At 72.1% G+C, this 24,534-nt stretch carries 32 protein-coding genes; 16 read left to right on the plus strand and 16 right to left on the minus strand.

What is annotated here, in order from left to right; genetic code table 11:
• Positions 1-363 carry a DsrE family protein gene (locus HTZ77_RS43385; protein ID WP_175595640.1) on the minus strand — a complete coding sequence of 121 codons (363 nt, stop codon included), beginning with the start codon at positions 361-363 and terminating at the stop codon, positions 1-3.
• Between the two features lie 53 nt (positions 364-416).
• Between HTZ77_RS43385 and HTZ77_RS43390 the strand changes: the two genes are divergently transcribed.
• The 4 genes from HTZ77_RS43390 to ygfZ all read left to right on the plus strand — a co-directional run bounded on the left by HTZ77_RS43390 (position 417) and on the right by ygfZ (position 2,904).
• On the plus strand, positions 417-905 hold the full coding sequence (locus HTZ77_RS43390) for an FABP family protein (protein WP_175595641.1): 489 nt from the start codon (positions 417-419) through the stop codon (positions 903-905).
• A complete protein-coding gene (locus HTZ77_RS43395; RefSeq protein WP_175595642.1) occupies positions 902-1,201 on the plus strand; it encodes a DUF2470 domain-containing protein in 300 nt (99 codons plus the stop codon). The genes HTZ77_RS43390 and HTZ77_RS43395 overlap by 4 nt, the downstream gene beginning before the upstream one ends.
• A gap of 315 nt (positions 1,202-1,516) precedes the next feature.
• A complete protein-coding gene (locus HTZ77_RS43400; protein WP_175595643.1) occupies positions 1,517-1,930 on the plus strand; it encodes a Fur family transcriptional regulator in 414 nt (137 codons plus the stop codon).
• A gap of 35 nt (positions 1,931-1,965) precedes the next feature.
• Complete coding sequence (gene ygfZ / locus HTZ77_RS43405; RefSeq protein WP_175595644.1) at positions 1,966-2,904, plus strand: CAF17-like 4Fe-4S cluster assembly/insertion protein YgfZ; 939 nt, start codon at positions 1,966-1,968, stop codon at positions 2,902-2,904.
• 176 nt (positions 2,905-3,080) lie between these two features.
• On the opposite strand, the gene dtd is transcribed toward ygfZ, so the two are convergent.
• On the minus strand, positions 3,081-3,506 hold the full coding sequence (gene dtd / locus HTZ77_RS43410; protein ID WP_175595645.1) for a D-aminoacyl-tRNA deacylase: 426 nt from the start codon (positions 3,504-3,506) through the stop codon (positions 3,081-3,083).
• A gap of 61 nt (positions 3,507-3,567) precedes the next feature.
• Here dtd and HTZ77_RS43415 point away from each other — a divergent pair, with 61 nt between their 5' ends.
• The gene (locus tag HTZ77_RS43415; RefSeq protein ID WP_175595646.1) at positions 3,568-4,482 is read left to right on the plus strand and encodes an asparaginase; all 915 of its coding nucleotides are present in this window, start codon (positions 3,568-3,570) and stop codon (positions 4,480-4,482) included.
• A gap of 66 nt (positions 4,483-4,548) precedes the next feature.
• Here HTZ77_RS43415 and HTZ77_RS43420 read toward each other — a convergent pair whose 3' ends face one another.
• The gene (locus tag HTZ77_RS43420) at positions 4,549-4,962 is read right to left on the minus strand and encodes an ester cyclase (protein WP_175595647.1); all 414 of its coding nucleotides are present in this window, start codon (positions 4,960-4,962) and stop codon (positions 4,549-4,551) included.
• A 44-nt stretch (positions 4,963-5,006) separates the two neighbouring features.
• On the opposite strand from HTZ77_RS43420, the gene HTZ77_RS43425 reads away from it, so the two are divergent.
• Positions 5,007-5,618: a TetR/AcrR family transcriptional regulator C-terminal domain-containing protein gene (locus tag HTZ77_RS43425; protein WP_175595648.1), complete on the plus strand. Its 612-nt coding sequence runs from the start codon at positions 5,007-5,009 to the stop codon at positions 5,616-5,618.
• A 14-nt stretch (positions 5,619-5,632) separates the two neighbouring features.
• Here HTZ77_RS43425 and HTZ77_RS43430 read toward each other — a convergent pair whose 3' ends face one another.
• Together HTZ77_RS43430 and HTZ77_RS43435 are read right to left on the minus strand one after the other, a co-directional pair.
• Positions 5,633-6,232 (minus strand): ankyrin repeat domain-containing protein, encoded by a 600-nt coding sequence (locus tag HTZ77_RS43430; protein ID WP_328809109.1) that lies wholly within the window; start codon positions 6,230-6,232, stop codon positions 5,633-5,635.
• A gap of 171 nt (positions 6,233-6,403) precedes the next feature.
• Entirely contained in the window at positions 6,404-8,059 is a 1,656-nt protein-coding gene (locus tag HTZ77_RS43435) for a DUF2207 domain-containing protein (RefSeq protein WP_175595650.1), read from the minus strand.
• Between the two features lie 114 nt (positions 8,060-8,173).
• Between HTZ77_RS43435 and HTZ77_RS43440 the strand changes: the two genes are divergently transcribed.
• A complete protein-coding gene (locus HTZ77_RS43440; RefSeq protein WP_175595651.1) occupies positions 8,174-8,605 on the plus strand; it encodes a DNA-binding protein in 432 nt (143 codons plus the stop codon).
• Positions 8,606-8,645: 40 nt separating this feature from the next.
• Here the strand turns inward: HTZ77_RS43440 and HTZ77_RS43445 are convergent, their stop codons facing one another.
• A complete protein-coding gene (locus HTZ77_RS43445; RefSeq protein WP_175595652.1) occupies positions 8,646-9,746 on the minus strand; it encodes an FAD-dependent monooxygenase in 1,101 nt (366 codons plus the stop codon).
• Between the two features lie 116 nt (positions 9,747-9,862).
• On the opposite strand from HTZ77_RS43445, the gene HTZ77_RS43450 reads away from it, so the two are divergent.
• Entirely contained in the window at positions 9,863-10,801 is a 939-nt protein-coding gene (locus HTZ77_RS43450; RefSeq protein ID WP_175595653.1) for a TetR/AcrR family transcriptional regulator C-terminal domain-containing protein, read from the plus strand.
• Between the two features lie 6 nt (positions 10,802-10,807).
• Here HTZ77_RS43450 and HTZ77_RS43455 read toward each other — a convergent pair whose 3' ends face one another.
• On the minus strand, positions 10,808-11,569 hold the full coding sequence (locus tag HTZ77_RS43455) for an alanyl-tRNA editing protein (RefSeq protein ID WP_175595654.1): 762 nt from the start codon (positions 11,567-11,569) through the stop codon (positions 10,808-10,810).
• Between the two features lie 29 nt (positions 11,570-11,598).
• Between HTZ77_RS43455 and HTZ77_RS43460 the strand changes: the two genes are divergently transcribed.
• The gene (locus HTZ77_RS43460; RefSeq protein WP_175595655.1) at positions 11,599-12,411 is read left to right on the plus strand and encodes an SGNH/GDSL hydrolase family protein; all 813 of its coding nucleotides are present in this window, start codon (positions 11,599-11,601) and stop codon (positions 12,409-12,411) included.
• Positions 12,412-12,424: 13 nt separating this feature from the next.
• On the opposite strand, the gene HTZ77_RS43465 is transcribed toward HTZ77_RS43460, so the two are convergent.
• The 7 genes from HTZ77_RS43465 to HTZ77_RS43495 form a co-directional block, all read right to left on the minus strand.
• Entirely contained in the window at positions 12,425-12,787 is a 363-nt protein-coding gene (locus HTZ77_RS43465) for a DUF2516 family protein (RefSeq protein ID WP_175595656.1), read from the minus strand.
• A gap of 138 nt (positions 12,788-12,925) precedes the next feature.
• Positions 12,926-13,345: a hypothetical protein gene (locus HTZ77_RS43470; protein WP_175595657.1), complete on the minus strand. Its 420-nt coding sequence runs from the start codon at positions 13,343-13,345 to the stop codon at positions 12,926-12,928.
• 3 nt (positions 13,346-13,348) lie between these two features.
• Positions 13,349-13,843, minus strand: a complete 495-nt coding sequence (locus tag HTZ77_RS43475) for a helix-turn-helix domain-containing protein (protein WP_175595658.1) — start codon at positions 13,841-13,843, stop codon at positions 13,349-13,351.
• A 60-nt stretch (positions 13,844-13,903) separates the two neighbouring features.
• Positions 13,904-14,809, minus strand: a complete 906-nt coding sequence (locus HTZ77_RS43480; protein ID WP_175595659.1) for a M56 family metallopeptidase — start codon at positions 14,807-14,809, stop codon at positions 13,904-13,906.
• A complete protein-coding gene (locus HTZ77_RS43485; RefSeq protein ID WP_328809110.1) occupies positions 14,806-15,162 on the minus strand; it encodes a BlaI/MecI/CopY family transcriptional regulator in 357 nt (118 codons plus the stop codon). Before HTZ77_RS43485 ends, HTZ77_RS43480 begins: the two co-directional genes overlap by 4 nt.
• A gap of 112 nt (positions 15,163-15,274) precedes the next feature.
• Entirely contained in the window at positions 15,275-16,093 is an 819-nt protein-coding gene (locus tag HTZ77_RS43490) for a class I SAM-dependent methyltransferase (protein ID WP_175595660.1), read from the minus strand.
• Positions 16,086-16,829, minus strand: coding sequence for an SDR family NAD(P)-dependent oxidoreductase (locus tag HTZ77_RS43495; RefSeq protein WP_175595661.1), 744 nt, complete (start codon positions 16,827-16,829; stop codon positions 16,086-16,088). Before HTZ77_RS43495 ends, HTZ77_RS43490 begins: the two co-directional genes overlap by 8 nt.
• Before the next feature lie 317 nt (positions 16,830-17,146).
• Here HTZ77_RS43495 and mshA point away from each other — a divergent pair, with 317 nt between their 5' ends.
• From mshA to HTZ77_RS43510, 3 genes are read left to right on the plus strand one after another with little or no spacing between them, the layout of a single operon-like run.
• On the plus strand, positions 17,147-18,424 hold the full coding sequence (gene mshA / locus HTZ77_RS43500; RefSeq protein WP_328809111.1) for a D-inositol-3-phosphate glycosyltransferase: 1,278 nt from the start codon (positions 17,147-17,149) through the stop codon (positions 18,422-18,424).
• A 36-nt stretch (positions 18,425-18,460) separates the two neighbouring features.
• Positions 18,461-18,949: a type III secretion system chaperone family protein gene (locus tag HTZ77_RS43505; protein ID WP_175595662.1), complete on the plus strand. Its 489-nt coding sequence runs from the start codon at positions 18,461-18,463 to the stop codon at positions 18,947-18,949.
• Positions 18,950-19,007: 58 nt separating this feature from the next.
• Complete coding sequence (locus tag HTZ77_RS43510) at positions 19,008-19,751, plus strand: phosphoglyceromutase (protein WP_175595663.1); 744 nt, start codon at positions 19,008-19,010, stop codon at positions 19,749-19,751.
• A gap of 51 nt (positions 19,752-19,802) precedes the next feature.
• Here the strand turns inward: HTZ77_RS43510 and phoU are convergent, their stop codons facing one another.
• Positions 19,803-20,447 (minus strand): phosphate signaling complex protein PhoU, encoded by a 645-nt coding sequence (phoU, locus tag HTZ77_RS43515; RefSeq protein ID WP_175595664.1) that lies wholly within the window; start codon positions 20,445-20,447, stop codon positions 19,803-19,805.
• Positions 20,448-20,579: 132 nt separating this feature from the next.
• On the opposite strand from phoU, the gene HTZ77_RS43520 reads away from it, so the two are divergent.
• Both HTZ77_RS43520 and HTZ77_RS43525 read left to right on the plus strand, forming a co-directional pair.
• A complete protein-coding gene (locus HTZ77_RS43520; RefSeq protein WP_175595671.1) occupies positions 20,580-21,749 on the plus strand; it encodes a sensor histidine kinase in 1,170 nt (389 codons plus the stop codon).
• The gene (locus HTZ77_RS43525; RefSeq protein ID WP_175595665.1) at positions 21,746-22,438 is read left to right on the plus strand and encodes a response regulator transcription factor; all 693 of its coding nucleotides are present in this window, start codon (positions 21,746-21,748) and stop codon (positions 22,436-22,438) included. Before HTZ77_RS43520 ends, HTZ77_RS43525 begins: the two co-directional genes overlap by 4 nt.
• A 168-nt stretch (positions 22,439-22,606) precedes the next feature.
• Here HTZ77_RS43525 and HTZ77_RS43530 read toward each other — a convergent pair whose 3' ends face one another.
• Positions 22,607-23,191, minus strand: a complete 585-nt coding sequence (locus HTZ77_RS43530; protein WP_328809112.1) for a copper chaperone PCu(A)C — start codon at positions 23,189-23,191, stop codon at positions 22,607-22,609.
• Positions 23,192-23,431: 240 nt separating this feature from the next.
• On the opposite strand from HTZ77_RS43530, the gene HTZ77_RS43535 reads away from it, so the two are divergent.
• Together HTZ77_RS43535 and ispF are read left to right on the plus strand one after the other, a co-directional pair.
• Positions 23,432-23,914: a CarD family transcriptional regulator gene (locus HTZ77_RS43535; RefSeq protein ID WP_020544658.1), complete on the plus strand. Its 483-nt coding sequence runs from the start codon at positions 23,432-23,434 to the stop codon at positions 23,912-23,914.
• A 17-nt stretch (positions 23,915-23,931) separates the two neighbouring features.
• A complete protein-coding gene (gene ispF, locus HTZ77_RS43540) occupies positions 23,932-24,411 on the plus strand; it encodes a 2-C-methyl-D-erythritol 2,4-cyclodiphosphate synthase (RefSeq protein ID WP_175595666.1) in 480 nt (159 codons plus the stop codon).
• Positions 24,412-24,534 lie beyond the last annotated feature (123 nt).

Raw genomic sequence — 24,534 nt, forward strand, 5'->3', positions numbered from 1 at the left:
TCAGTACACCAGCGCCTGGGCGCCCTCGGCGACCGCCTCCTCGACGAACGTCGGCGCGCCCGCGATGCGCACCCCCTCGATGACGTCGTCGACCGTGATGTCGCGCCGGGCCGCGCACTGCGTGCAGACCGTGACGCGCCCGCCCGCGAGCACCGCGTCCAGCAGGTCCGTCAGCGGAGCGGCATGGGGCAGGCTGAACTCCTTGGCCCGTCCCGGGAGGGCGAACCAGGAGGACTCGCCGGTCAGCCAGAGGGAGACCGGGACACCGCTCGCCAGCGCGGCGGCCGCGACCGTGAACGCCTGGTTGCAGCGCTCCGGAGCGTCGGCCCCCGCGGTCACCTTGATCACCAGTGATCGTGCCATGCCCGTCACACTAACGCCCGCGACCGTCCGCGCGGCCACTAGGGTTGGGGGACATGGAAGAACCTGAGGTGCATCCCGATCTGGAGCCGATCGCCTTCCTGCTCGGCAGGTGGGAGGGCGCCGGTGTCGGGGGCTATCCGACGATCGAGAGCTTCAACTTCGGCCAGGAGATCGAGTTCGGCCACAACGGCAAGCCGTTCCTGTCGTACGTGAGCCGCACCTGGCTGCTCGACCAGGACGGCAACCGCGTCAGGCCGCTCGCCACCGAGTCCGGCTACTGGCGCGCGCAGCCGAACCGGCAGCTCGAAGTGGTGCTCGCCCACCCCACCGGCATCGTGGAGATCTACGTCGGCGAGGTCGTCTTCCACAAGATCGAGCTGCAGACCGACGTGGTGGCCCGCACGGTGACGGCCAAGGAGTACACCGCGGGGCGGCGCCTGTACGGGCTGGTCAAGGGCAACCTGATGTGGGCCTACGACATGGCCGCGACGGGGCACCCGCTCACCTCGCACATGTCGGCCGAGCTGAAGAAGGTGGGATGAGCGCGGGCCCGTTCACCGCCGAGGCGGTCGAGGCGATCAAGCGGCACATGAACGACGACCACGGCGACGACGCGCTGCTCATCGTGCGCGGCCTCGGCGGCCGTCCGGAGGCGACCAGCGCGCTGACGAGCGGCGTCGACGGCGAGGCCATCGAGTTCACGGTCGACGGCGGCGAGCGGGTGCGGGTGCCGTGGGGCGAGACGCTGACCGAGCGGGCGCAGGTGCGCACGGCGGTCGTGCGGCTCTACCGGCGGGCGTGCGCCGAGCTGGGCGTCGAACCACGCGGCGAGCACTGACCGGCCGCCGCGGCGGGGGCGCGGGACGCGGGCATAAAAAAGGGCCCCGGGCGTGCTCCGCTCGATGGTGAGCGGGCTGGATGGACCATGGTCGGGATGGGATTCCCGCCCTCCAGCCGCCGGGGGCCCCGGTGGTTGCCTCGAATTCGCCGAACGGCGCGAGACGGGGCGTCCGCATCGTCAGCGGACAACCACCTCGCTAGCCCAACTATGAATCACCATTGTTTGGACCACCTCCTTTCCGCGTACTCACGAAGTTATGCGGTGGCCCGCGAGAAGGGCAAGCGATTAAAGCGCCGGCCGTAGACTCGGAGCATGACCGAGACGCAGTGGCACGAGGAGCTCCGCGCCAAGGGCTACCGGGTGACTCCCCAGCGGCAGCTGGTGCTGGAGGCGGTCAAGACGCTGGAGCACGCCACCCCGGAGGAGATCTGCGCCAAGGTCCGGGAGACGGCGCGCGGCGTCAACATCTCGACCGTCTACCGCACCCTTGAGCTCCTGGAAGAGCTCGGCATGGTGACGCACACCCATCTGGGGCACGGCGCGCCGACCTACCACCTGGCGGCCGAGGCCGACCACGTCCACCTGGTGTGCCGGGGGTGCGGCGAGGTGATCGAGGTGCGGCCCGAGCTGGCGGAGGGCCTGGTCCGGGGGCTGGACGAGGAGCTGGGGTTCGCCGCCGACGTCCACCACCTCACGGTGTTCGGCCGCTGCCGCGACTGCCGCTGAGATCGAAGGTCCGCACGGCCGATAATCTGGACGGCATGCGTAGTCCTCTGCTGGACCTGCCCGGCGCCGTGGCCGCCGAGGCCCCGGACGCCGACGTCGCCGCCCACTACGGTGACCTGTTCGCCGAACAGCGCGCGCTGGTGCGGGGCGAGGCGGTGGTCGACCGCAGCAACCGCGAGGTGATCCGGATCTCCGGCGCCGACCGGCTGAAGTGGCTCAACGACCTCACCTCGCAGAAGCTCGACACGCTGCCCCCGGGCCAGTGGACGCGGACGCTCGACCTCGACCTCCAGGGTCGCATCCTGCACCACCTGACGCTGGTCGACGACGGCGAGAGCGTGCTCGGGCACGTCGAGCCGGGCGCCGCCGACAGCCTGGTGGCCTACCTCGACCGCATGCGGTTCATGCTGCGGGTGGAGGTGTCGCGGGCCGACGACCTGGCCGTGCTGTCCACGGCCACCGAGGACTTCCTGGTGCCGCGTTCCGAGCTGCCGGAGCACCTGGGCAGGCCGCTGGCGGGGCTGTGGGCGTACGAGGCGCTGCGGATCGAGCGGTACGAGCCGCGGATGGGCCTCGACACCGACCACAAGACGATCCCGCACGAGATCGGCCTGATCGGCAGCGCCGTCCACCTGACCAAGGGCTGCTACCGCGGCCAGGAGACGGTCGCCCGGGTCCACAACCTGGGGCATCCGCCGCGGCGGCTGGTGTTCCTGCACCTCGACGGCAGCGTCGACACGCTGCCGCCGCACGGGGCGCCGGTGATCTTCGAGAGCCAGGAGGTGGGCACGGTCGGCTCGGCCGCCCGCCACCACGAGCTCGGGCCGATCGCGCTCGCGGTGGTCAAGCGCACGGTGCCGGTGGACGCGCCGCTGCTCGCCGGGGGTGTGGCGGCTTCCCAGGAAGTGATCGTCCCCCCGGACGCCGGGCGCAACGTCCAGATCGACCCTTCCCTGCGGCGCCGCATCCGCTGAGGGCCTTCCCCCAAGGTCGGGCGGCCGTGGTCGCGGGTTTCACCCCGGCGACGGCCAAGGATGCGCACGTAACGGCGGCTCGCCGTCATCCGGTCAGAGGCCGTTCCCCTGGAGGCCCTCGGCCCCGTGCGGCGGGTGGCGCCGGGCCGGCTGTGCCGTAACAAAGAAGAGGTCTTCTAGACGTCCACGATCAGCGTGATCGGCCCGTCGTTGACGAGGGAGACCTTCATGTCGGCGCCGAAGCTGCCCGTCTCCACGTGCGCCCCCAGCGCCCGCAGTTCCGCCACCACCGCCTCCACCAGCGGCTCGGCCACCGGCCCCGGCGCGGCGGCCTGCCAGGTGGGGCGGCGGCCCTTGCGCGCGTCGCCGTACAGCGTGAACTGGCTGATGACCAGCAGCGGCGCCGACACGTCGGAGCAGGACTTCTCGCCGTGCAGGACGCGCAGCCCCCACAGCTTGGCGGCGAGCTTGCGGGCCTCGGCGGCCGTGTCGGTGTGCGTCACCCCGACCAGCACCAGGAGTCCGGGCTCGTCGATGGCCCCGATCGTCTGACCGTCGACCACCACCGACGCGGCCGTCACTCGCTGCACCACTGCTCGCATGGGATCCCATTCTGGCGCAGGACGGAGCCTTCGTAGACTCTTGGCCGGAAAGGGGCGTGAAATGTCGCTGGTGGTGGAGGTTGTCCGTTCTGGGTTCGTGGAGTCGAGGCACCACGTCCGGATGTTGACGGTGGACGCGGACGGCCGTCCAGTGGAGACGCACGGCGCGGTGCACGTGCCGGCGTCGCCGCGTTCGTCGATGAAGCCCCTGCAGGCGCTGGGCATGCTGCGCGCCGGCCTCCGGCTGGAGGGGGAGCTGCTGGCGCTGGCCTGCGCCTCGCACGCCGGCGAGCCGTTCCACGTCGAGGGGGTGCGGAAGATCCTCGCCGGGGCCGGCCTGGACGAGTCGGCGCTGCGCTGCCCGGAGGACTACCCCGAGGACCGGTCGGTGCCCGAGCGGGCCCGCGTGTACATGAACTGCTCCGGCAAGCACGCCGCCATGCTCGCCACCTGCGTGTCGAACGGGTGGCCGCTCGACACCTACCTGGAGATCACGCATCCGCTCCAGCGGGCGATCCGGGCCACCGCGGAGGAGCTCACGGGGGAGCGGATGGCGGCCGCGGGCGTGGACGGCTGCGGGGCGCCCCTGTACTTCGTGTCGATGCTGGGGACGGCGCGGGCCTTCCGGGCGTTCCCGCTCGGCGAGGCCGGCTCGCCCGAACGGCGGATCTTCGAGGCCGTGACGGCCTATCCGGAGTGGACGTCGGGCAGCAGCCGGGTGGAGGCGTCGCTCATGCGGGCGGTGCCAGGGCTGATGCTGAAGGCGGGGGCGGAGGGTTTCGAGGCGTTCGCCTTCGAGGACGGCCGCGCGGGCGCCGTCAAGGTCGAGGACGGGGCGCCGCGCGCGCGGACGCCGGTGACCGTCGCGGCGCTGCGCTCGCTGGGCCTCGACACGGGCCAGCTGCCCGCCACGACGCCCGTCCTGGGCGGCGGCCGGGTCGTCGGCGAGCTGCGCCTGGCCTCCACCCCGGCCTGACGGCGTGGCCTCCACCTTGGCCTGACGGCCTGACCTCCACCTTGGCCTGACGGCCGGAGGGCGCCCTCAGGCGACCTCCGGCCACTCCCAGGCGAGCTGGGCGAACATGCCCAGGCGGTCGCTGACCGCCCGGATCTCGCTGACCTTCCCGTCGCGCACCGTGAAGATGAAGATCGCCTCGACGGTGAAGCTCCTGCCGGTGGGCTCCGGCATGCGCGGGTGGTAGCCGGAGTGCGTCCCGGTCATGAGCAGCCGGGCCACGACCCGGTCGCCTTCCTCGGCGAGCTCCTCGACCGCGAGGTGGAAGGGGTCGAAGGCGTCGAGCTGCATCCGGATGCCCTCGAACGCCGCTCCGGGCTCGTCCGGCTCGCCATAAATGATCTTGTTGTGGTCGACGACGTCGGCGGCCATGAAGGCGGGCAGGTCGTCCAGGCGGCGCTCGTTGACGGCGGTGAAGAAGTCGCGGATCAGGGTCTTCATGGCGAACTCGCTCTCTTACGGTGTAAGAACGTATCTTACGGTGTATGAGACGAGCGGGTCTGTCAAGGGAGCGGATTCTGGACGCCGCGCTGGAGCTGGTGGACCGGGACGGCGTCGCCGCGCTGTCCATGCGCCGGCTGGGCAAGGAGCTGGGCGTCGAGGCGATGACGCTGTACTACTACCTGCCGAACAAGGACGCCGTCCTCGACGGGCTCGTGGACCGCGCCCTGGCCGGGGTCACCGTGCGGCCGGAGGGGCCGTGGCGGGAGTGGGCCCGGGCGTTCGCGGTGTCGTTCCGGGCCGCGCTGCTCGCCCATCCCGGGCTGCTGCCGCTGCTCGCGACCCGGCCCGTCTCGACGCCCGGCGGCCTGCTGACCGTGGAGATCGCCGCCGGAGCGCTGGTGGAGGAGGGGTTCAGCCCCACGGAGGCGCTGCACGTGATCACCACGCTGGCCACGTTCGTCATCGGGCAGGTGCTCGCGGAGGCCGGTCGCACGCCGGGGCACGACCAGCCCGACCCCGAGCCCCCTGTCGATCCGGCGCGCCACCCCGTCCTCGCCGAGGCGCTGGCGGCCGGGCTCGGCACCCCGGGGGACCATGAGGACCGTTTCGTCTACGCCCTCGACGCCCTCGTGACGGGCCTCGCCCCGAGATGACCCCCCGACAGGGGTCAGGGACGCGGGCGGATGGCGTCGCGCAGGAGGGCCGCCACTTCCAGGTGTCCCTTGGCGACCGCGTGCTCGAACGCCGTCACCCCGTCGCGGTCCGTGCGCCGCGGGTCGGCCCCGGCCGCCAGCAGCAGCCGGACGACCTCCTGGAAGCGCTCCGAGCCGTCGCCCACGATGACCGTCTCCAGCAGCGCGGTCAGCCCCCGGTCGTCGATGTGATCCACGGCGGCGCCCGCCTCCAGCACCGCGCGCACGTAGTCGGCGTGGCCGCGCTCGGCGGCCAGGATCACCACCGTGGCGCCGTCGCGGTTGGCGTGGTCGAGGTCGGGCCCGGCGGGCAGCAGCGCGCGCAGCATGGCCACGCTGCCCGTCGCCCCGGTCACCAGCCACGGCGTGTCGCCCTGGTGGTCGGGCGCGTCCGGGTCGGCGCCGGCCGACACCAGGAGCTGCGCCACGTCCGCGTGGTCCGCGGCAGCGGCCAGGAGCAGCGGGGTGCGGCCCCGGGCGTCGCGTGCCTCCAGCCAGGCCCCCTCGGTCACGGCCTCGCGCACGGCGACGGCGTCGCCGCTGGCCACGGCCGTCAGCAGTTCCTCGTCGCGCACGCCTGATCCTTTCACGCCGGAGCCCGCCGCTCGTGACGGGGCCGTCCGGCGCGTCGCCCACTCCTCCGGTGCGCCCCCACCCCCGCGCCGACCAGCGGCTTCTCACGAATAGAAGGTCCCACATCCCGGCGGACGCCACGCCGCCGGGGCGGCCGGAAGCAGCCCGCCGGGTCAGAGGGTGCGGAACTGGCGGGTGGCCGAGATGGCACCCGACGTGGTGGTGGTGAAGGTGCGCATCGAGCCCGCGAACTTCGACAGGTCCCACTCCGCCGGCCCGTGGTACCAGTACAGGTTGTCGGCCTCGTGCCCGTTGCCGGTGACCGAGGCGACGATGCGCGACCAGTGCTCCACGCCGTCGAAGATCACCGCGTACGGGAGGTAGCGGGAGAACAGCTCCACCCGGTGCTGCTCCGGCACCTCGCCCAGGTCGCCGGAGAACAGGTACTCCCGGAACGTCAGCGTGTGCGCCAGCGCCGCCGACCCGCGGGCCGTCTTGGCCGGCATGTACTGCCCGCCCACGGCCAGCGCGCCGCCCGCGATGATCAGGGCCAGCCCGAGCAGCCCGTACGAGGTGAACCAGGCCAGCGCCACGGTGGCCAGCAGGCCCACGCCGATGAGCGCCACCCCGGCCATCGTCCACCGGGTGCGCTCGGTGTCGGGCCGGCGGGCGAACCAGCCCTGCCTGACCACGTCGGCGTACAGGGCGTCGCGCACCTTGCCCAGGTGGCTGGCGAACGAGCCGGAGAGCTGCGACAGCAGCACCGCGTCGCGCCCGTCGAAGATCGCGTCGTAGAGCGCCCGCTCGTACGGCAGGAGGGCGGCGGGGTGCCCGGCCGGCAGCCTGACCAGCATCCAGTCGGGCGCGTCGTACGCCTGGCGGGGCTGCTCGTCGATCCGCAGGAACCCGCGCACGGCCAGGTCCACGATCGTCGCCGTCACGTCGACCACGTCGGCCTGCTCGTCCACGAGCGTGCCGATCTGGCCGGGCCGGACCCCGTCGGGCGGGGAGAAGTGCCCGTTCTGCACGGGCACGCTCTTGTCGTGCTTGTCGTGATCCTTCTCGTGGGCGACCACCCGGGCGTCGCGCCCGCGCGTCCAGTACAGCAGCCCCAGCCCGCCGAGCAGCAGCACGAGGAGGACGGCCAGCGCGCCGCCGGTGACGGTGTTCACCGCGAACGCGGAGGTCAGCGAGAAGCGCCGGTCCAGGATGGGCGCCCCGGCGCTGGCGCCCTTGGGGTAGGCCACGACGACGGTGAGCGCCTGTCCAGGGGCCAGGTTCTCCTGTTCGAACTCGGCCGAGGTGCCGGTGTGGTCCATGGCGGCGGAGGTGCAGCCCACGGCCGAGGTGAGCTCCCCGGCGAAGCACGACAGGCTCTGCACCAGGCCCGGCCCGGCGACCTTGACCGTGGCCCTGGCGACGGGGACGCTCCACCCGTTCACCGCGAACCACCGCATCTCCTGCACGTTGCCGGCCGGCGTCACGGTGCCCTTGACGTCGTACTCGACCGTGGCGGGCGCCGTGACGGACAGCTCGTCGCCGGACAGCTTGCCGCCCTTGACGTTCGCGATCTGGTAGAGCCGGTCGTCGGCGTCGTCGTGGCGGGTGCGGGTGAGGAAGGTCCGGCGCAGCGCCCCCGTCGCGCCGGAGATCTTCTCGGTGACGTGCAGCGTGCCGTCCTTGCGGAGGGTCATCGTGATCTCGTCGGTCATCCCCGCGCGGGCGGCCTGCGCCGGGGCCGGGGTGATCGTGAGGAGCGTCGCCGCCAGGGCGGCCGGCCCCAGAACGGCGGCGCTTGTGGCGGCCAGCGCACGCCTGAATCCCGTCATGGCCGGACATCGTAGCGGCAACCGGCCCGTCGGCTTCGGGCCCGGCTCGCGCTTGAACAACCCGTTTAAAACAGTAAGTTGACATCACATCGTTCAGCGCTGCATCCTCGTCCCATGTCATCGACCGCGGATCCTTTCACGCCCCCGCAGCCGGAGCAGGCGCGGGCGCATCGCGTCCACGCGTCCCTGTTCCGCATCGCCGAGCGGCACGCGACCACCCAGGAGCAACGACTCCGGCAGACCCACCCGTCGGCCATCGGGCCGCACGAGGCCGTGAGGCTGGTGTCGTTCCTGCTCAGCGGGGCCGCGCCGCTGGAGGACGGCGAGCCGGAGGTGGACCACGCCGACATCACCGCCGCGCTGAGCCTCGTCCCGCAGGCGCGCGGGGAGATGGACGAGCTGGAGGCCGGGCTCCTCCAGATGGCGCGCGGTCGCGGCATGACCTGGCAGGAGATCGCCTTCGGGCTCGGGCTCGGCACCCCGCAGGCCGCCAGGCAGCGGTACGAGCGGCTGGTCGGCCGCGTCGCACCGGACGCGGAGGACTAACCAGACGCGGAGGACTAGCCGGACGCGGAGGAGTGGCGGACTAGCGGTCGAGGGAGATGGCCGTGGCCGCCCGCCGCACGCTCTCCTCGGAGGCGGCCCCGCCGGGGTTCTCCGTGGCCAGCTCCTGGTTGAGCCGGACGAACGTCCGCATCCGCTCCTCGTACCGGTCGAAGGCGCCCCGCCGGTCCGCCCCCAGCTCCTGCGCCAGCACGTACGCCCCCACCATGGCGAGGCTGGTGCCCTGGCCCGAGAACAGGGAGGCGCAGTAGCCCGCGTCGCCCAGCAGCGTCACCCGGCCCGTCGACCAGTGGTCCATGTGGATCTGGGCGGCGGCGTCGAAGTAGAAGTCGTCGGCCTCCCACATCGCCTTCATCAGCCGCGGCGTCTCCCAGCCCAGCGCCGAGCAGTGCTCCTCGACCAGCCGCTTCTGCGCCTCGACGTCGCGGTGGTCGAAGGCGATCGGCTGCTCGGCGCCGAACCCGGCGTTCACCCGGATCGTGGCGTTGCCCGGCGCGCTGTAGACGCCGTAGCCGGCGTCTCCCTCACGGTGCCAGATCTGCCAGCGGTCGAGGTCGAGGAAGTTCGGCGCGCTGTAGATGGAGACGTACATGCCGAGGTGGCGGACGAAGCGCGACTCCTCGCCGAACGCCAGCGCGCGGACGTTGGAGTGCAGGCCGTCGGCGCCGACCACGTAGTCGAACCGCCGCCGCCCGCCCCGCTCGAACGTCACGTCCACGCCGTCGGCGTCCTGCTCCAGCGCGGAGATGGAGTCGCCGTAGATCGTCTGCGCGCCGCCGGCCGCGGCCGCGACGATGGCGACGAGGTCCTCGCGCATGATCTCGACGTCGTCGCCGTCGAGCCGGCCGGCGCTGATCGTGTGCTCGGTGGTGCGCATGGTCTCGTTGCCGTCGCGGTCGACCATCGACATGCCGAGCATCTGGGTCCGCTTGGCGAGGACCTGCTCCAGGATGCCCATCCGCTCGGCCACGGTGACGGCGGCTCCTCGCAGGTCCACGGCCTGGCCGCCGCGGCGCGGGGCGGCGGCGCGCTCCACGATCGTCACGTCGAAGCCGTGCCGGGTCAGCCAGTGGGCGAGGACGGGCCCGCCGATGCCGGCGCCGGAGACGAGAACGCTGCTCATGGGAGACTCCTGTCTGTTTGGACGGTGTACGCGACTGAATGTACAGCGTATTTTGAGTGCGTACAACCAGCTCGGTGTACTATCCTGTACTAGTACAGCGATGACCAGGAGGTTCGATGTCGGCTCCGCCGTACCTGCGGATCGTCGAGGACGTGAAGGCCCGGGTGGCCCGCGGGGAGCTGAAGGAGGGTGACCGGGTGCCCTCGACCCGGCGGCTCGCCCAGGACTGGGGCGTCGCGCTCGCCACCGCCGCCAAGGCTCTCACCGTGCTGGCCCAGGAGGGCGTCGTCAGGGCCGAGCCGCGCGTCGGCACGCTCGTGACGGCGTGGCGTCCCGGGACCGGCTCGCGCGGCCAGGCGGGCGCGCCACGGGCCGGGGGAGGGGAGCACGAGCTGACGCCGGAGCGCGTCGTCGCCGTGGCCGTCGAGATGGCCGACGCCGAAGGGCTGGCCGCCGTGTCCATGCGGGGCGTCGCCGGGCGGCTCGGCGTGTCCACGATGTCGCTCTACCGCCATGTCCGCGACAAGGACGACCTCGTCGGGCTGATGACCGACGCGGCGATCGCGGAGTTCCCGCTCCCCGACGAGCCGCCACCCGGCTGGCGGGCCCGGCTGGAGGTCTCCGCGCGCCTGCAGTGGGCCGGCTACCGCAGGCATCCGTGGCTGGCCTGGGTCACCTCGCTCACCCGGCCACGGCCCTCGCCCGCCCTGCTCCGGCACGCCGAATGGGCGCTCGCGGCGGTCGACGGCCACGGCCTCGACCCGGACACGATGATGCAGGTCCACATCCTGCTCTACAGCTACGTCCAGGGCATCGCGGCCAACCTGGAGCTGGAGCAGCAGGCCCAGGCCGTCACCGGCCTGACCGACGAGGAGTGGATGGACCAGAACGCCCCGTACCCCGCGCTGCTCACCCTGGGCGCCTATCCCACGTTCGTCAGGGTGGTCGAGGACCTGGGCGGCGACTTCGAGCTCGACCTCGACCGGCTCTTCGAGTTCGGCCTGAGCCCGCTGCTCGACGGGCTGGCGCTGATCATCGAGGGCGGACGGGCCTGATCACGTTCAGTCGCAGATCTCGACGCGCACCCGCCGGAAGCCGCGGCCCTTGCTCTCGATCTTGGCGACCCGCAGCCGGCCGATCTGCCGGGTCGAGGCCACGTGGGTGCCGCCGTCGGCCTGCGTGTCGAGCCCCACGATGTCGACGATCCGCACGTCCGTCACCGACTCCGGCACCAGGTTGGTCGCGGTGCGGATGATGTCGGGGATGGCGAACGCCTCCGGCCGGGGCAGCACCCGCACGTCGATGCGCCGGTCGGCCTCGATCTCGGCGTTGCAGGCGGCCTCCACGGCGTCGCGGAAGCCCGGCGGCACCTCCGGCATGTTGAAGTCCATGCGGGCCGCGCCGACCGTGCCGCGCTCGGGCACGATCAGGGCGTCCATGTTGCCGCCCGTCACCAGCGAGCCGTAGTCGCGGAAGACCACCCCGCACAGCACGTGCAGCCCCGAGTGGGTGCGCATGAGGGCGGAGCGGCGCTCGTCGGCCACGGCCGCCCGCACCGTCGTGCCCGCGGGCGGGAGCGGGTCGCCCTCGGCCGGGATGAGCTGGAGGTCGTCGCCCTTGCGCACGCCCTCGATCCGCGTCTCCACCCCCTGCCAGAGCAGAGTTCCGTGATCGGCGGGCTGGCCGCCGCCGCCCGGATAGAATGCGGACCGGTCCAAGACGATTCCGTCGGGCGTGGCGTCGAGGACGACGGCCTCGAAGTCGCGAAGGTTCTGGTCGGCCAGTTCCAGCCTTCGCGTGCGTCCGTGGAGGTCGATGGTCATGGCGGCAGCCTAGAGCTCCTGAGGTGGCGATGCGCGACCTGGTGCGTTCTCCCCTGACCGCATCGGCCGCGCTGATCCTGGCGATATGTCCCGTCATATCAGCATGTACGGCCAGCGCCACCGCGCCCCCCTCGGAAGTGCCCGGCCGCCCCGCCGCCGCCTCCCACGAGGCTGGGGGCGACGCCCGCGCGCCCGGCCTGCCCCAGGGGGTCGCCTCCGAGCGCTCCAGCGCGTCGTCCACGCGCCGCTCGCTGCCCGCACCCCCCAGTCGCCGCGAGCCCGGGGCGGCGCCCGTGATGATGGTCCTGGGCGACAGCTTCACCGTCGGCTCGGGCCCCGTGCCCGGCTGGCGGGCCTACGCGTGCCAGGCCGCCCGCCTGCTCGGCTGGCAGCCGGTCGTCGCCGGCGCGGGCGGCACCGGCTACCTCAACCGCGGGCGCGTCGGCCGCACGTTCCAGCAGTCGTACGAGGAGGAGCTGGCCTGGCGCCCCGCCCCGGACGTGCTCGTCGTCTCCGGCGGCCACAACGACCAGCGCTGGAGCGCCGGGCAGGTCGGGCGGGCGGCCACCCGGCTGGTGCGCGAGGCGCGGGCGGGCTGGCCCGCCACGAGGATCGTCCTCGTCGGCCCCATCTGGCTGGAGGCGGTCCCGGCCAAGGCCCTGCGCATCCGCGACACCCTGGCGGAGGTCGCCCGGCGGGAGGGCGTGGAGTTCCTCGACCCGCTGCGGCGCCACTGGGTCGGCGGCGACCCGTCGGCGGTGGTGCTGCCCGACGGCGTCCACCCGACGTCCGCCGGGCACCTGATGCTGGCCCGCTGGCTGGCCCGGTCGCTGCGCAGCTAGCGGGCCGGAGGGTCTACCAGCCGCCGTAGGGGCCGCCGCCGCGGCCCATGCCCTTGACGGCCGGCTTCACGTCGACGATGTAGACCACGGCGGCGATGACCGCGGCGATCGAGAAGATGCTGACCGCGCCGAGCCCGATGAACTGCATCCCGCCGACGATGAGGAACGCGTTGAGGAACGACCACGCTCCGGCCAGCGAGAACAGCGTCGCCAGGGCCAGGATGACCAGCCAGATGTTCTTCTTCAGCTTGCCCGCCGCGACGAACGCCGCCGGCGGCACCCGCAGCGCGTGCACCAGCCCGTAGGCCGACATGCCGAAGATGCCGGCGGAGAGCAGCAGGAAGAGGAAGTTCAGTCCGCCGTTGACGATGTCCATGTGTGCGCTCCGCCTCACGCTCGCGATGAATCGGCTTCAGCCTAATAGCCCGTACCGGCCGCCGGGCACTCCCGCACGGACGGATGACGACCGAAAGGCCCGCCCCCGGCGACGGGGACGGGCCTCACGATCGGACGGTCAGGCCTTGGCCTTGGTGGTCGTGCGGGTCTTCTTGGCCGGGGTGACCGGGGTGGCGACGGGCGGCTCGGCGGCCTCCGACACCTCCTCCAGCTCCAGCGCGGCCTCGCCGCTCACCTTGCTGACGGCCTTGCGGCCACGGGAGGCGAAGTCCTCGTAGACCACGAAGGCGCGCTGGGAGAGCTGGTCGGCGTAGCCGCGGGCCTTCTCCGGCAGCTCCTTGGCGAAGCCCTCGGCCTTGTCGGCGTAGACGCGGGCCAGCTCGGGCAGGTCCTTGCCGAGGTCGGCCCGGCGCGCCTGAAGCTTCTGGAGCTGCTCGGGGAGCTCGCGCAGCTTCTCGACGGCGTAGTCGCCGACGCCGGCCACGGCGTAGAACGGCTTGGAATCGGTGAGCTTCTTGACCTCGGTGGCGAGCGTCATGGGTTAACCTTCCTTGGTTTCCTGGTTGACGGTGCCGTTGCCGGTGGACGCCGCATAGGGCTCAAGAGCGGCACGAAGCTCCTCCGGCAGCGACTGCTCGTCGTCCGCGACGGAGTCGCTCCGGGGATGAGCATTCTGGGAGGTCTGCTCATCTCCGGCGCGCTTCTCCTTGCGGAACGACTCATAGATATCAATCAGCACCTGGCGTTGCCGCTCGGTGAGATGCGTGTCGGCCCTGATGGCGGTGACGACGTCGCTCGGGGTCTCACGGTCCTCGATGAGGCCGGCCTGCACGTACAGCGCCTGGGCGGAGATGTGCAGGCCCTTGGCGATCTGGTTGAGGATCTCCGCGCTCGGCTTGCGCAGGCCGCGCTCGATCTGGCTCAGGTAGGGGTTGGAGACCCCCGCCGCCGCCGCGAGCTGGCGCAGCGAGATCTTCGCCTGCTGCCTCTGCTCGCGGATGTACTCGCCGATCGAGCCGACCTTCGGTAGTGCCATGCCTCCATTGTGCGCCACTCTGCTTGCAATTGCAAACGAAATGGTTAACACCAGCAAGCGTCAGAGCTGGTAGATCCAGAGGAACGGCGTGGACGTGACCAACGTCACGGACAGCGCGACGGCGCCGTAGCGGAGGCTCATCGGCAGCTCCGGCGCCGGCTTGAGCAGCCGGTCGACCCGGGCCATGAGGTTGTGGGCGCCGACGCCGAGCATGCCGTGCGGCGTCGGCATGGCGCCGGCCGTGCCGAACCTGAGCAGCGCGGTCGCGAGCCGGCGCGGCGAGCAGTAGCGGCGGGCGCGGTCGTCGGCGGCCATCTCGATGAGCAGCTCCACCTGGGCCTGCGCGTCGCGGACCACCTTCGACCAGGGCAGCGCCCGGCGCAGCGCCGCGAACGGCAGCAGCACCAGGTCGTGCCGCTCGCGCACGTGGGCCGCCTCGTGGGCGAGCACGGCGGCCATCTCGTCCTTCGACAGCAGGCTCAGCGCGCCCTGGCTGACCACGACCTGCGAGCGGAGCCCGGGCACGCAGTAGGCGGCCGCGCTCGGGTGGTCGAGCACGCGCACGCCCGGCAGCACCGGGTCGTCATGGGAGATCAGGGCCAGCAGCGTGCGATGCCGGTGGCGGGCCCGCAACGTCTGCACGCCCGCGGTCAGCAGGACCGCGACCAGCACGGCCAGCGCGGTGAGGCCGGCGACCATCGCCACGACGTGCAGCGCGTCCCACGGCACGAGGGGCGAGCGCCCGGTGGCGAAGGAGACCAGCCCGTGCAGCACGCCCTCGCCGTACGGCTGGACGGCGAAGGCCAGCATCGCGCCGGTGGAGGCCAGGCCCCAGGACACGCCCAGGGCCTGCCAGAGGAGGATCGCGGTCTTGGGGGCCCGGGAGGTCCAGCGGGCCGTGGTGAAGCACCAGGAGCCGAGCCCGCACGCCGTGGCGAGCGCTGCCAGCACCGCTGCCGTGGTCACTCGTCCTCCAGCTCCGTGAGGGCTCTTCGCAGGATCTCCGCCTCCGGGCCGGACACGCCCTGGGCGAAGCGGGTGAGGGCGGCCGAGCGGTCGCCCGTCATGTCGAGCGCTTCCAGCATAAGCTCCGCGACGTATGCGTCGCGGGTCGCCGCCGGAGCGTAGCGCCATGCGCGGCCGTCACGGGTGCGGTGGAGGAACCCCTTGCGGGTGAGACGGTCGAGAACGGTCATGACCGTGGTCGGGGCGAGGTCGCGGTCGGCGATGAGCCGGCCGACCTCGCGGGCGGTGAGCGCCGTGCTCTGCGCCCAGAGGATGTCCATGATGCTGCGTTCGAGCTCGCCGAGACCCTTCACACGCTCCAGCGTAGTACTACGAGCTGTCGAGCACGCATCCGGACGTCGTGAGACCTCCGGCACATCAGTGCACACCATCCTCACCGAACGGCAACAAAAGCGGCAAAAGGGGTCAGTGCGTCAGAGGGGCGACGGCCTGCCACGGCAGCGTGACCTCGCCCAGCCGCCACCGGGCCACCCCGCCGAGGGGCGCCTGGCGCGGGATCGGCCACGTGCGGGCCAGCATGGTCACCGCCGCCAGCCACCGCTGCCGCAGCCCGTGCACCCCGTACGGCGCGCAGACCGCCCACGCGTGGTCGAAGTCGCGCAGGAGGGCATGGATGCGCTCACCCGGGACGTTGCGGTGGATGAGCGTCTTCGGCAGCCGCTCGGCCAGGTCGGAGGGCCGTTCGAAGGCGTCGAAGCGGGCCGAGAACGTGAGCGTCCGCGGTCCCTCGGCGGTCAGGCCGGCCCAGACCGCGCGGTGGCCGACCTCGGAGCAGGTGCCCTCGACCAGGACGCCTCCGGGGGCCAGCCGGCCGCGCAGCAGGTCCCAGTAGTGCCACGCCTCCGCCTCGCCGTACTGGCGCAGCACGTTGAACGCGCGCACCAGCACCGGCGGGCGCGCCACGGGCAGCTCGAACCCGCCGAGCGCGAAGCTCAGCCCGGGCCGCTCGTACGGCTTGGCCAGCGCGACCCGCGCCGGGTCGATCTCGATGCCCGTGACCTCGACGTCGGGCCGGATCCGGCGCAGCCGCGTGAACAGCTCCAGCGTCGTCACGTGCGAGGCGCCGTAGCCGAGGTCCACGACCAGGGGCCGCTCGGCGGCGCGCAGCAGGCCGCCGTGGGCCGCGGCGATCCACCGGTCGGCCCGTCGCAGCCGGTTCTGCGCGGTCGTGCCCCGGGTGATCGAGCCGACGGGCCGGCCCGCGGGCCCGGCCGGTCTAGCCACTGACGCGGTGGACCTTGTGCTGGGCGGCCTGCGCGCGGGGGCGCATGACGATGCGGTCGATGTTGACGTGGGACGGGCGGGTGACGGTCCAGGCGATCGCGTCGGCCACGTCGTCGGCGGTCAGCGGGTCGGGCACGCCCTCGTAGACCCGGGCGGCGGCCGCCTCGTCGCCCCGGAACCGGTTGACCGCGAACCCCTCGGTGCGCACCATGCCGGGGGCGATCTCCACCACCCGCACCGGCTGCCCGGACAGCTCCAGCCGCAGCGTGCCGGCCATGGACGACTGGGCGTGCTTGGCCGCGACGTAGCCGCCGCCGCCCTCGTACGGCACCATGCCGGCGGTCGAGGTGAGCAGCACGACCACGCCGTCGCCCGACTCCACCAGCTTGGGCAGCAGCGCCTTGGTCACGCGCAGCGTGCCCAGCACGTTCGTGTCGAACATCGCCTGCCAGTCGTCGATCCGCCCCTCGGCGACGGACTCCAGGCCGAACGCGCCGCCCGCGTTGTTGACGAGCACGTCGCAGCGCTCAAGGGCGGCGGCCAGCTCGTCCACCGACTCCTGCGAGGTCACGTCGAGCGTGACGGGCCTGATCGAGGGCATCTCCTCGGACAGCCGCTCCAGCCGGTCGCGCCGTCTGGCGCCCGCCACCACGTCGTAGCCCTCGGCGGCGAGGCGCCGCGCCGTCGCCTCGCCGATGCCGCTGCTCGCCCCGGTCACCACAGCCGTTCTCCTCATGGGCCACATCCTGCCAGGACCGCACGAACGCCCTCGTCCGCGACCACCTGTCGGGAACGCGGGCAGAACCCAGCCCACCGCCTCCACCCGGGACCGCACGGACGACCCGGCCGAGCCGCGAGGAGGACCCGGCCGAGACGGGCGGAGGACCTGGCCGAGCAGAGCGGAGGACCCCGGCCGAGATCGCATGTCGGGAATGCCGGAAAATTCGGCCCTCCACCTCCTGTCAGGACCGCACGCACAACCCCGGCCGAGATCGCATGTCGGGAATGCCGGAAAATTCTGGTTGGTTGGTTTCGTTTTGGAGGTGATGTCGGGTGAGGCGACGACCGGTGAACCGGGTCGCGACGATCAGCATGCACACGTCACCGCTGGACCAGCCCGGCACGGGCGACGCCGGCGGCATGAACGTCTACATCGTCGAGTCGGCCAAGCGGCTCGCCCAGCTCGGCGTGGAGGTGGACATCTTCACCCGCGCCACCGCCGGCGACCTGCCGCCCGTGACCGAGCTCGCCCCCGGCGTCCTCGTCCGCCACCTCACCGCCGGGCCGTACGAGGAGCTCGACCGCGCCGACATGCCGAGCCAGCTCTGCGCGTTCCTGTCCGGCGTGCTGCGCACCGAGGCCATGTACGACCCCGGCCGCTACGACGTCATCCACTCCCACTACTGGCTGTCGGGCCAGGTCGGCTGGCTGGCCAAGGAGCGCTGGGGCGTCCCCCTCGTCCACACCATGCACACCATGGCCAAGGTCAAGAACCTCCTGCTGGCCCGCGACGACCGCCCGGAGCCGCAGGCCCGCGTGGTCGGCGAGCAGCAGGTCGTCGAGATCGCCGACCGCCTCGTCGCCAACACCGCCGACGAGGCCCAGGAGCTCATGGACCTGTACGGGGCGCCCGAGGAGCGGGTCGCCGTCGTGAACCCCGGCGTCAACCTCACCGTCTTCCAGCCCGCCTCCAAGGGCGCCGCCCGCCATCGGCTCGGCCTGCCGCAGAACGCCCACGTGCTGCTCTTCGTCGGCCGCATCCAGCCGCTCAAGGCCCCCGACGTGCTGCTGCGCGCCGCCTCCCGCATGCTCATCGAGGACCCGTCGCTGCGCGAGCGGCTCATCGTCGCCTGCGTGGGCGGCCCCTCGGGCAACGGCCTGGCCCGGCCCGCCCTCCTCGTCGAGCTGGCCGCCGAGCTGGGCATCTCCGACGTGGTGCGGCTCGTGCCGCCCGCCCCGCAGCAGGAACTGGCCGACTGGTACCGCGCCGCCGACGTCACCGTCGTGCCGTCGTACAGCGAGTCGTTCGGGCTGGTCGCGCTGGAGTCGCAGGCGTGCGGCACGCCCGTCGCCGCGGCCGCCGTCGGCGGGCTGCGCACGGCCGTGCGCGACGGCGTGTCCGGCGTGCTCGTGGACGGCCACGACGCGCACGAGTGGTCGCGCGCGCTGCGCCGCTTCGTCACCTCGCCGCGCTGGCGCGAGCACCTGTCGGCGGGCGCGCGCACGCACGCCGCCGCCTTCGGCTGGCAGGCCACCGCCGCGCATCTCCAGGACGTCTACGCCGAGGCCGTCGCCCACCTGAACCGGCTGCCCCTCGCGATCAACTCGTAGGAGCGGGCGGGGCCGCCGGCTCATAGGGTGTACGGCATGCGCGATGTCGTCGAAGCCGCGCTCAAGGCCGCGGACGTCTCCTACGACGAGCCCCGGCCCGGAGCCTTCCTGGTGAAGCTGCCGGGCCAGCACAAGCTGGCCACCATGACCTGGCTGATCGTCGGTGAGCAGGCGCTGCACGTCGAGGCGTTCTTCTGCCGTCAGCCGGACGAGAACCACGCCGAGTTCTACAAGTGGCTGCTCGGCCGCAACGGCGGCATGTACGGCGTGCACTTCTCCGTCGACCCGGTGGGCGACGTCTACCTCGTGGGCCGCGTGCCGCTCGCGGCCGTCACCGAGGACGAGATCGACCGCCTGCTCGGCTGTGTGCTGACCTACTCCGACGACTGGTTCGACCGGGCGCTGGAGCTGGGGTTCGCCTCGTCGATCCGGCGCGAGTGGGAGTGGCGGGCCAAGCGCGGCGAGTCGCTGGCCAACCTCCAGGCGTTCGCCCGCTTCGCCGACCCCGGCCGCGCGAGCGACTGACACCCGCGCGACCACCTGGCCCGGCGGCGTTTTGGAGCGGGCCCCTAGGATTGGCCGCATGGCGACTTTGGTGCTGCTGCGGCACGGCGAGAGCGACTGGAACGCGAAGGGCCTGTTCACCGGCTGGGTTGACGTCAGCCTGTCGGCCAAGGGCGAGGACGAGGCCCGCCGGGGCGGAAGGCTCCTGGTGGAGGCCGGGGTGCGGCCCGACGTGGTCCACACCAGCCTGCTGACCAGGGCCATCCAGACGGCCCAGTTCGCGCTCGGCGAGGCCGACCTGCTGTGGCTGCCGGTGCGCCGCTCCTGGCGGCTCAACGAGCGCCACTACGGTGCCCTGCAGGGCAAGAACAAGGCGCAGACGCGCGAGGAGTTCGGCGACGAGCAGTTCATGCTGTGGCGCCGCTCCTACGACGTGCCCCCGCCCCCGATCGCCGACGACGACGAGTACTCCCAGGCGGGCGACGCGCGGTACGCGCTGCTGCCGCCGGAGATCATGCCGCGTACGGAGTGCCTGAAGGACGTCGTGGACCGCATGCTGCCGTACTGGTACGACGCGATCGTCCCCGACCTCGCGGCCGGCCGCACGGTGCTGGTGGCCGCCCACGGCAACTCGCTGCGCGCGCTGGTCAAGCACCTCGACGGCATCGGCGACGAGGAGATCGCGGGCCTCAACATCCCCACGGGCATCCCGCTGCGCTACGAGCTCGACGAGTCGTTCCGGCCGCTGCGGCGGGGCGGCGAGTACCTCGACCCCGACGCGGCGGCGGCGGCCATCCAGGCGGTCGCCAACCAGGGGCGCTGACAACGCGAGGGCCGGCCCGGTGACTCCGGGCCGGCCCGAGAAGACGGCGGGTCAGGCGGGGCGCGAGCCCGTCACCAGGTAGACCACGGCGCTCGCGACGCGCACCGCGTGGTCGGCGTACCGCTCGTAGTAGCGGCCGATCAGCGTGATGTCGATGGCGGGCTCCACGCCGTGCGCCCAGTCCTTGGCCAGGATCGTCCGGAACAGCCTGCGGTGCAGCCGGTCCATGGCGTCGTCGTCCTGGTCCAGTTCCAATGCCGAGTCCACGTCGCGGGAGGCGATGCAGCTCCCGGCCTTGGTGACCAGGTTCTCGGCGATCTGCCCCATCTCGACGATCGTGGAGCGGGCCTCGGCCGGGATCGCCGACTCGGGATGACGCAGCCGCGCCACCTTGGCCACGTGGACCGCCAGGTCGCCCATGCGCTCCAGGTCGGTGCCCATGCGCAGCGCCGTGATGACCATCCGCAGGTCCACCGCGACCGGCTGCTGGCGGGCCATCAGCTCGAAGATCGTCGTCTCGACGTCCTCGAAGATGCCGTTCACCTCCGCGTCGCGGGAGATGACGCTCTCCGCGAGCTGCAGGTCGGAGTCCAGCAGGGCGGTCGTGGCCCGGGAGATGGCCGAGCGGACAAGCCTGGTCATCTCGACCAGCTTGTCGGTCAGGGAATCAAGATCCTCATGGTACGCGTCGCGCATGCCGTCACCGTACGTGTGTGCCGATGAACGAACCCCGACCGTCAGATGAACTTTCCGGGAAAGGGGCGTTCATCCCCAGGTGAGAGGAGTGTCACGCGAAGTCGTCCGCCTACCATCGATGACATGAGTGAGATGGCCATGAGCTTCGCGGCCCTGGCCGGCTTCGTCGTGGGGGCAGTCGCGGTCCTGTTCTACCGCAACCAGATCGAGAGCCCCCGGCGTGCCGCCAAGGCCGAGGCGCCCGACCCGGGCGCGCTGCCGCAGGGCGTCGCATCGGTGCTGGCCGTACTGCCGTCCTCGGCCGTCGTCCTCGACGCGCACGACCGCGTGCTGCGCGCCAGCTCGGCCGCGCGCGCGTTCGGCCTGGTCAAGGGCGAGAGGCTGATGGCCGCCGAGCTGCTCGCGCTCGCCCGGCAGGTACGCAGGGACGGCGAGATCAGGGAGAGCGAGATCGACGTCGCCGGCCACAAGTTCGGCCAGGAGACCACCAGCTTCGCGGTCCGCGTGGCGCCGCTGGGCTCCTACGGGCAGGTGCTGGTGCTCGCCGAGGACCAGACCGAGCGGCGCCGGGTCGAGGCCGTCCGCCGCGACTTCGTCGCCAACGTCAGCCACGAGCTCAAGACGCCCGTGGGCGCCCTGAGCCTGCTCGCCGAGACCATCCAGGACGCCGCCGACGACCCCGAGGCGGTGACCCGCTTCGCCGGCCGCATGCAGCACGAGGCGGCCCGGCTGACCTACCTCGTCCAGGACCTCATCACGCTGAGCCGCATCCAGGGCGCCGAGCCCATCCCGACCCCCGGCCAGGTGGCGATCGACGAGTCGATCCACGACGCCATCGACCGCTGCAACACCCGCGCCAGCGCCAAGGACATCACGCTGGCCACCGGCGGCGCCGAGGGGCTGCGCGTCTGGGGCGACGACGAGCTGCTCGTCACCGCCCTGCGCAACCTCATCGACAACGCCATCGCCTACAGCCCCGAGCACACCCGCGTCGTCGTCAGCGTCAGACCCGCCGGCGACTCCGTCGAGATCAGCGTCAGCGACCAGGGCATCGGCATCCCGGAGGAGTCGCTGGAGCGCATCTTCGAGCGCTTCTTCCGCGTCGACGCGGCCCGGTCGCGCGCGACCGGCGGCACCGGACTCGGCCTGGCGATCGTCAAGCACGTCGCCGCCGCCCACGCCGGCGAGGTCTCCGTCTGGAGCAAGGAAGGCTCCGGCTCCACCTTCACGCTTCGGCTGCCCGCCTTCGGCGGCACGGCCGTGCTAGTACAACCCGCGAGTCCCCTGGAGGCGGCCCGATGACCCGAGTGCTGGTGGTGGAGGACGAGGAGTCCTTCTCCGACGCGCTGTCCTACATGCTGCGCAAGGAGGGCTTCGAGGTCTCCGTGGCGGCCACCGGTCCCGAGGCGCTGGAGACGTTCGACCGCAACGGCGCCGACCTGGTGCTGCTCGACCTCATGCTGCCCGGCCTGCCCGGCACCGAGGTGTGCCGGTCGCTGCGGCAGCGCTCCAAGGTGCCGGTGATCATGCTGACCGCCAAGGACAGCGAGATCGACAAGGTCGTGGGCCTGGAGCTGGGCGCCGACGACTACGTCACCAAGCCGTTCTCGTCGCGGGAGCTCGTGGCGCGCATCCGCGCGGTGCTGCGGCGGCAGGGCGACCCCGTGGAGGAGCTGGAGACCGCCGTGCTCGCGGTCGGCCCGGTCCGCATGGACGTCGACCGGCACGTCGTCGCCGTGCGGGGTGAGCAGGTGCAGCTCCCGCTGAAGGAGTTCGAGCTGCTGGAGGTGCTGCTGCGCAACGCCGGCCGGGTGCTGACGCGCGGGCAGCTCATCGACCGGGTCTGGGGCGCCGACTACGTGGGCGACACCAAGACCCTCGACGTCCACGTCAAGCGGCTGCGGGCGAAGATCGAGTCCGACCCGTCCAACCCGCGCTGCATCCTGACGGTGCGGGGGCTCGGCTACAAGTTCGACTCCGCCGAGGCCTGACCGCGAGCTCTCGCGTCCGGGCGGCGACACGCCCGGACGCGCGAAACCCCGGCCCGTTCGCGACGGGCCGGGGTTTCGCGTGTCAGCGCGCCGGGGCGGTCAGTGCGCCCCGGGGAGGGGCATTGTGCCCCGGGGGAGGATCAGCGGGGCAGTGCGCCCGGGGGAGGATCAGTGCCCGCCCTCGCTCGCCGTGGCGGACGGCGTCGGGGTGGGCGTGGGGGCGGCGGTGGCGCCGGGGGCCGGCGGGTAGTCCTTGAACTCGCGGCTGCGCGTGATCACAGGCACGTTCATGGAGACGACGCCGGCGTTGGCGAAGGTGAGGTCCAGCCGGACCGTCTCGCCGCCCCTGAGGCTCTTGGCGAGGCTCTCCAGGACGAGCTGGGGCGTCGGCTTGCCGGTGTTGACGAGCTGGTTGGGCGGAAGCTGGATCGGCGTGGCCACCTTCACCGTGCCGAGCGAGCCCGCGGAGACCGCCGTGAGGGTGTCGGGCGCGCCGGCGGTGTTGATGATGTTGAGGTAGATCGGGGCGGAGCCGCGCCACGCGAGCTGGGCGCCGGAATCCGGACCGAGGATGAACGCCTGGGGGATCTGTACGCCACGTGGCGAGCCGTACTTGCCCTGCTCGATGAGGACCCCCGCCTCGTTGGGGGCGTACGGCTTGTTGGTGTTGGCGCCGAATCCAGCCGAACAGCCGGCAAGAACGGGAGCTGCCAGGAGCGCAGCGGCGGCGACAATCCAGCGACGGCTGGTCACGGGCGGGTTCTCCTTGGTATCGCGCATGCGTGATGGTGCAGCGCCTACCATATCGATCGTTTCCATGGTCATTTCCACGCCCCCGCAGGTCATTAGCCGTGCAGGCATATGCGATTCATAGCCTTGACCGCTTGTCAACCCCTAATATGCGGCTTTGACCTGCAGTTATGGTGATTTCACTGTTCCGGGAGGCTGTGAACGCGTGGTACCCTGGAGTACAGCGGAAGGGGTACTTGTCACATGACTTTCCAGGTCGGCGACACTGTCGTCTACCCCCACCATGGGGCTGCTCGGATCGAGGCAATCACGACGCGATCCATCAAGGGTGAGGAAAAGACCTACCTGGTGCTCAAGGTCGACAAGGGCGACCTTACCGTCCAGGTGCCAGCCGAAAACGCCGAACTCGTCGGCGTGCGTGACGTTGTAGGCCAGGAAGGCCTCGAGCGGGTTTTCGACGTTCTCCGGATGCCGCACACGGAGGAGCCGACCAACTGGTCCCGCCGCTACAAGGCCAATCTCGAGAAGCTCGCGTCGGGGGACGTGAACAAGGTCGCCGAGGTCGTCCGCGACCTGTGGCGGAGGGACCGCGAGCGCGGCCTTTCCGCAGGTGAGAAGCGCATGCTCGCCAAGGCGCGTCAGATACTGGTGAGCGAGCTCGCGCTCGCCGAGAAGACCAACGAGGACAAGGCCGAGGCCCTGCTCGACGAGGTCCTCAACTCCTGAACACGAACATTCCGCGGGTGGGCGTCGGTGTCGACGTCCACCCGTTCGCATCCGGGCGCGAGCTGCACCTCGCCGGCCTGCACTGGCCGGGCGAGACGGGCCTCGCCGGTCACTCCGACGGTGACGCCGCCGCCCACGCGGCCTGCGACGCGCTGCTGTCCGCCGCCGGCCTCGGCGACGTGGGCGGCCTGTTCGGCACCGCCGATCCCCGCTGGGCCGGCGCCCCGGGAGTCGCCCTGCTGGAGGAGACGGCCCGCAAGGTCCGCGCCGCCGGGTTCGAGATCGGCAACATCGCGCTCCAGGTCGTCGGCAACCGGCCCAAGCTCGCGCCGCGCCGCGTCGAGGCGGAGAAGGCGCTGTCGGCCGCCGTCGGCGCGCCCGTGAGCGTCAGCGCCACCACCACCGACGGGCTCGGCCTCACCGGCCGGGGCGAGGGCGTCGCAGCCATCGCGACCGCTCTCGTGGTCAACCTCTCCGCCTCCACAGGCGTCTCCTAGCGCCTGTGCGGAGTTCGGATCTTAGGCTGGTCGGAGGCTTCGGATCCATAAGACGGCTCCGCGTAGGTGCAGGCCGGCCAGATAGCTGTCGGGCGTCTTGTCGAACCGGAAGGCTAGCCCACG

This window comes from Nonomuraea montanisoli, assembly GCF_013363975.1.
GTDB lineage: Bacteria > Actinomycetota > Actinomycetes > Streptosporangiales > Streptosporangiaceae > Nonomuraea > Nonomuraea montanisoli.

Bases quoted from the DNA above. Each gene is read 5' to 3' on its own strand.
- HTZ77_RS43385 (WP_175595640.1), bottom strand. From the start codon at position 363: ATGGCACGATCACTGGTGATCAAGGTGACCGCGGGGGCCGACGCTCCG.
- HTZ77_RS43390 (WP_175595641.1), top strand. From the start codon at position 417: ATGGAAGAACCTGAGGTGCATCCCGATCTGGAGCCGATCGCCTTCCTG.
- HTZ77_RS43395 (WP_175595642.1), top strand. From the start codon at position 902: ATGAGCGCGGGCCCGTTCACCGCCGAGGCGGTCGAGGCGATCAAGCGG.
- HTZ77_RS43400 (WP_175595643.1), top strand. From the start codon at position 1,517: ATGACCGAGACGCAGTGGCACGAGGAGCTCCGCGCCAAGGGCTACCGG.
- ygfZ (WP_175595644.1), top strand. From the start codon at position 1,966: ATGCGTAGTCCTCTGCTGGACCTGCCCGGCGCCGTGGCCGCCGAGGCC.
- dtd (WP_175595645.1), bottom strand. From the start codon at position 3,506: ATGCGAGCAGTGGTGCAGCGAGTGACGGCCGCGTCGGTGGTGGTCGAC.
- HTZ77_RS43415 (WP_175595646.1), top strand. From the start codon at position 3,568: ATGTCGCTGGTGGTGGAGGTTGTCCGTTCTGGGTTCGTGGAGTCGAGG.
- HTZ77_RS43420 (WP_175595647.1), bottom strand. From the start codon at position 4,962: ATGAAGACCCTGATCCGCGACTTCTTCACCGCCGTCAACGAGCGCCGC.
- HTZ77_RS43425 (WP_175595648.1), top strand. From the start codon at position 5,007: ATGAGACGAGCGGGTCTGTCAAGGGAGCGGATTCTGGACGCCGCGCTG.
- HTZ77_RS43435 (WP_175595650.1), bottom strand. From the start codon at position 8,059: ATGACGGGATTCAGGCGTGCGCTGGCCGCCACAAGCGCCGCCGTTCTG.
- HTZ77_RS43440 (WP_175595651.1), top strand. From the start codon at position 8,174: ATGTCATCGACCGCGGATCCTTTCACGCCCCCGCAGCCGGAGCAGGCG.
- HTZ77_RS43445 (WP_175595652.1), bottom strand. From the start codon at position 9,746: ATGAGCAGCGTTCTCGTCTCCGGCGCCGGCATCGGCGGGCCCGTCCTC.
- HTZ77_RS43450 (WP_175595653.1), top strand. From the start codon at position 9,863: ATGTCGGCTCCGCCGTACCTGCGGATCGTCGAGGACGTGAAGGCCCGG.
- HTZ77_RS43455 (WP_175595654.1), bottom strand. From the start codon at position 11,569: ATGACCATCGACCTCCACGGACGCACGCGAAGGCTGGAACTGGCCGAC.
- HTZ77_RS43460 (WP_175595655.1), top strand. From the start codon at position 11,599: ATGCGCGACCTGGTGCGTTCTCCCCTGACCGCATCGGCCGCGCTGATC.
- HTZ77_RS43465 (WP_175595656.1), bottom strand. From the start codon at position 12,787: ATGGACATCGTCAACGGCGGACTGAACTTCCTCTTCCTGCTGCTCTCC.
- HTZ77_RS43470 (WP_175595657.1), bottom strand. From the start codon at position 13,345: ATGACGCTCGCCACCGAGGTCAAGAAGCTCACCGATTCCAAGCCGTTC.
- HTZ77_RS43475 (WP_175595658.1), bottom strand. From the start codon at position 13,843: ATGGCACTACCGAAGGTCGGCTCGATCGGCGAGTACATCCGCGAGCAG.
- HTZ77_RS43495 (WP_175595661.1), bottom strand. From the start codon at position 16,829: ATGAGGAGAACGGCTGTGGTGACCGGGGCGAGCAGCGGCATCGGCGAG.
- HTZ77_RS43505 (WP_175595662.1), top strand. From the start codon at position 18,461: ATGCGCGATGTCGTCGAAGCCGCGCTCAAGGCCGCGGACGTCTCCTAC.
- HTZ77_RS43510 (WP_175595663.1), top strand. From the start codon at position 19,008: ATGGCGACTTTGGTGCTGCTGCGGCACGGCGAGAGCGACTGGAACGCG.
- phoU (WP_175595664.1), bottom strand. From the start codon at position 20,447: ATGCGCGACGCGTACCATGAGGATCTTGATTCCCTGACCGACAAGCTG.
- HTZ77_RS43520 (WP_175595671.1), top strand. From the start codon at position 20,580: ATGGCCATGAGCTTCGCGGCCCTGGCCGGCTTCGTCGTGGGGGCAGTC.
- HTZ77_RS43525 (WP_175595665.1), top strand. From the start codon at position 21,746: ATGACCCGAGTGCTGGTGGTGGAGGACGAGGAGTCCTTCTCCGACGCG.
- HTZ77_RS43535 (WP_020544658.1), top strand. From the start codon at position 23,432: ATGACTTTCCAGGTCGGCGACACTGTCGTCTACCCCCACCATGGGGCT.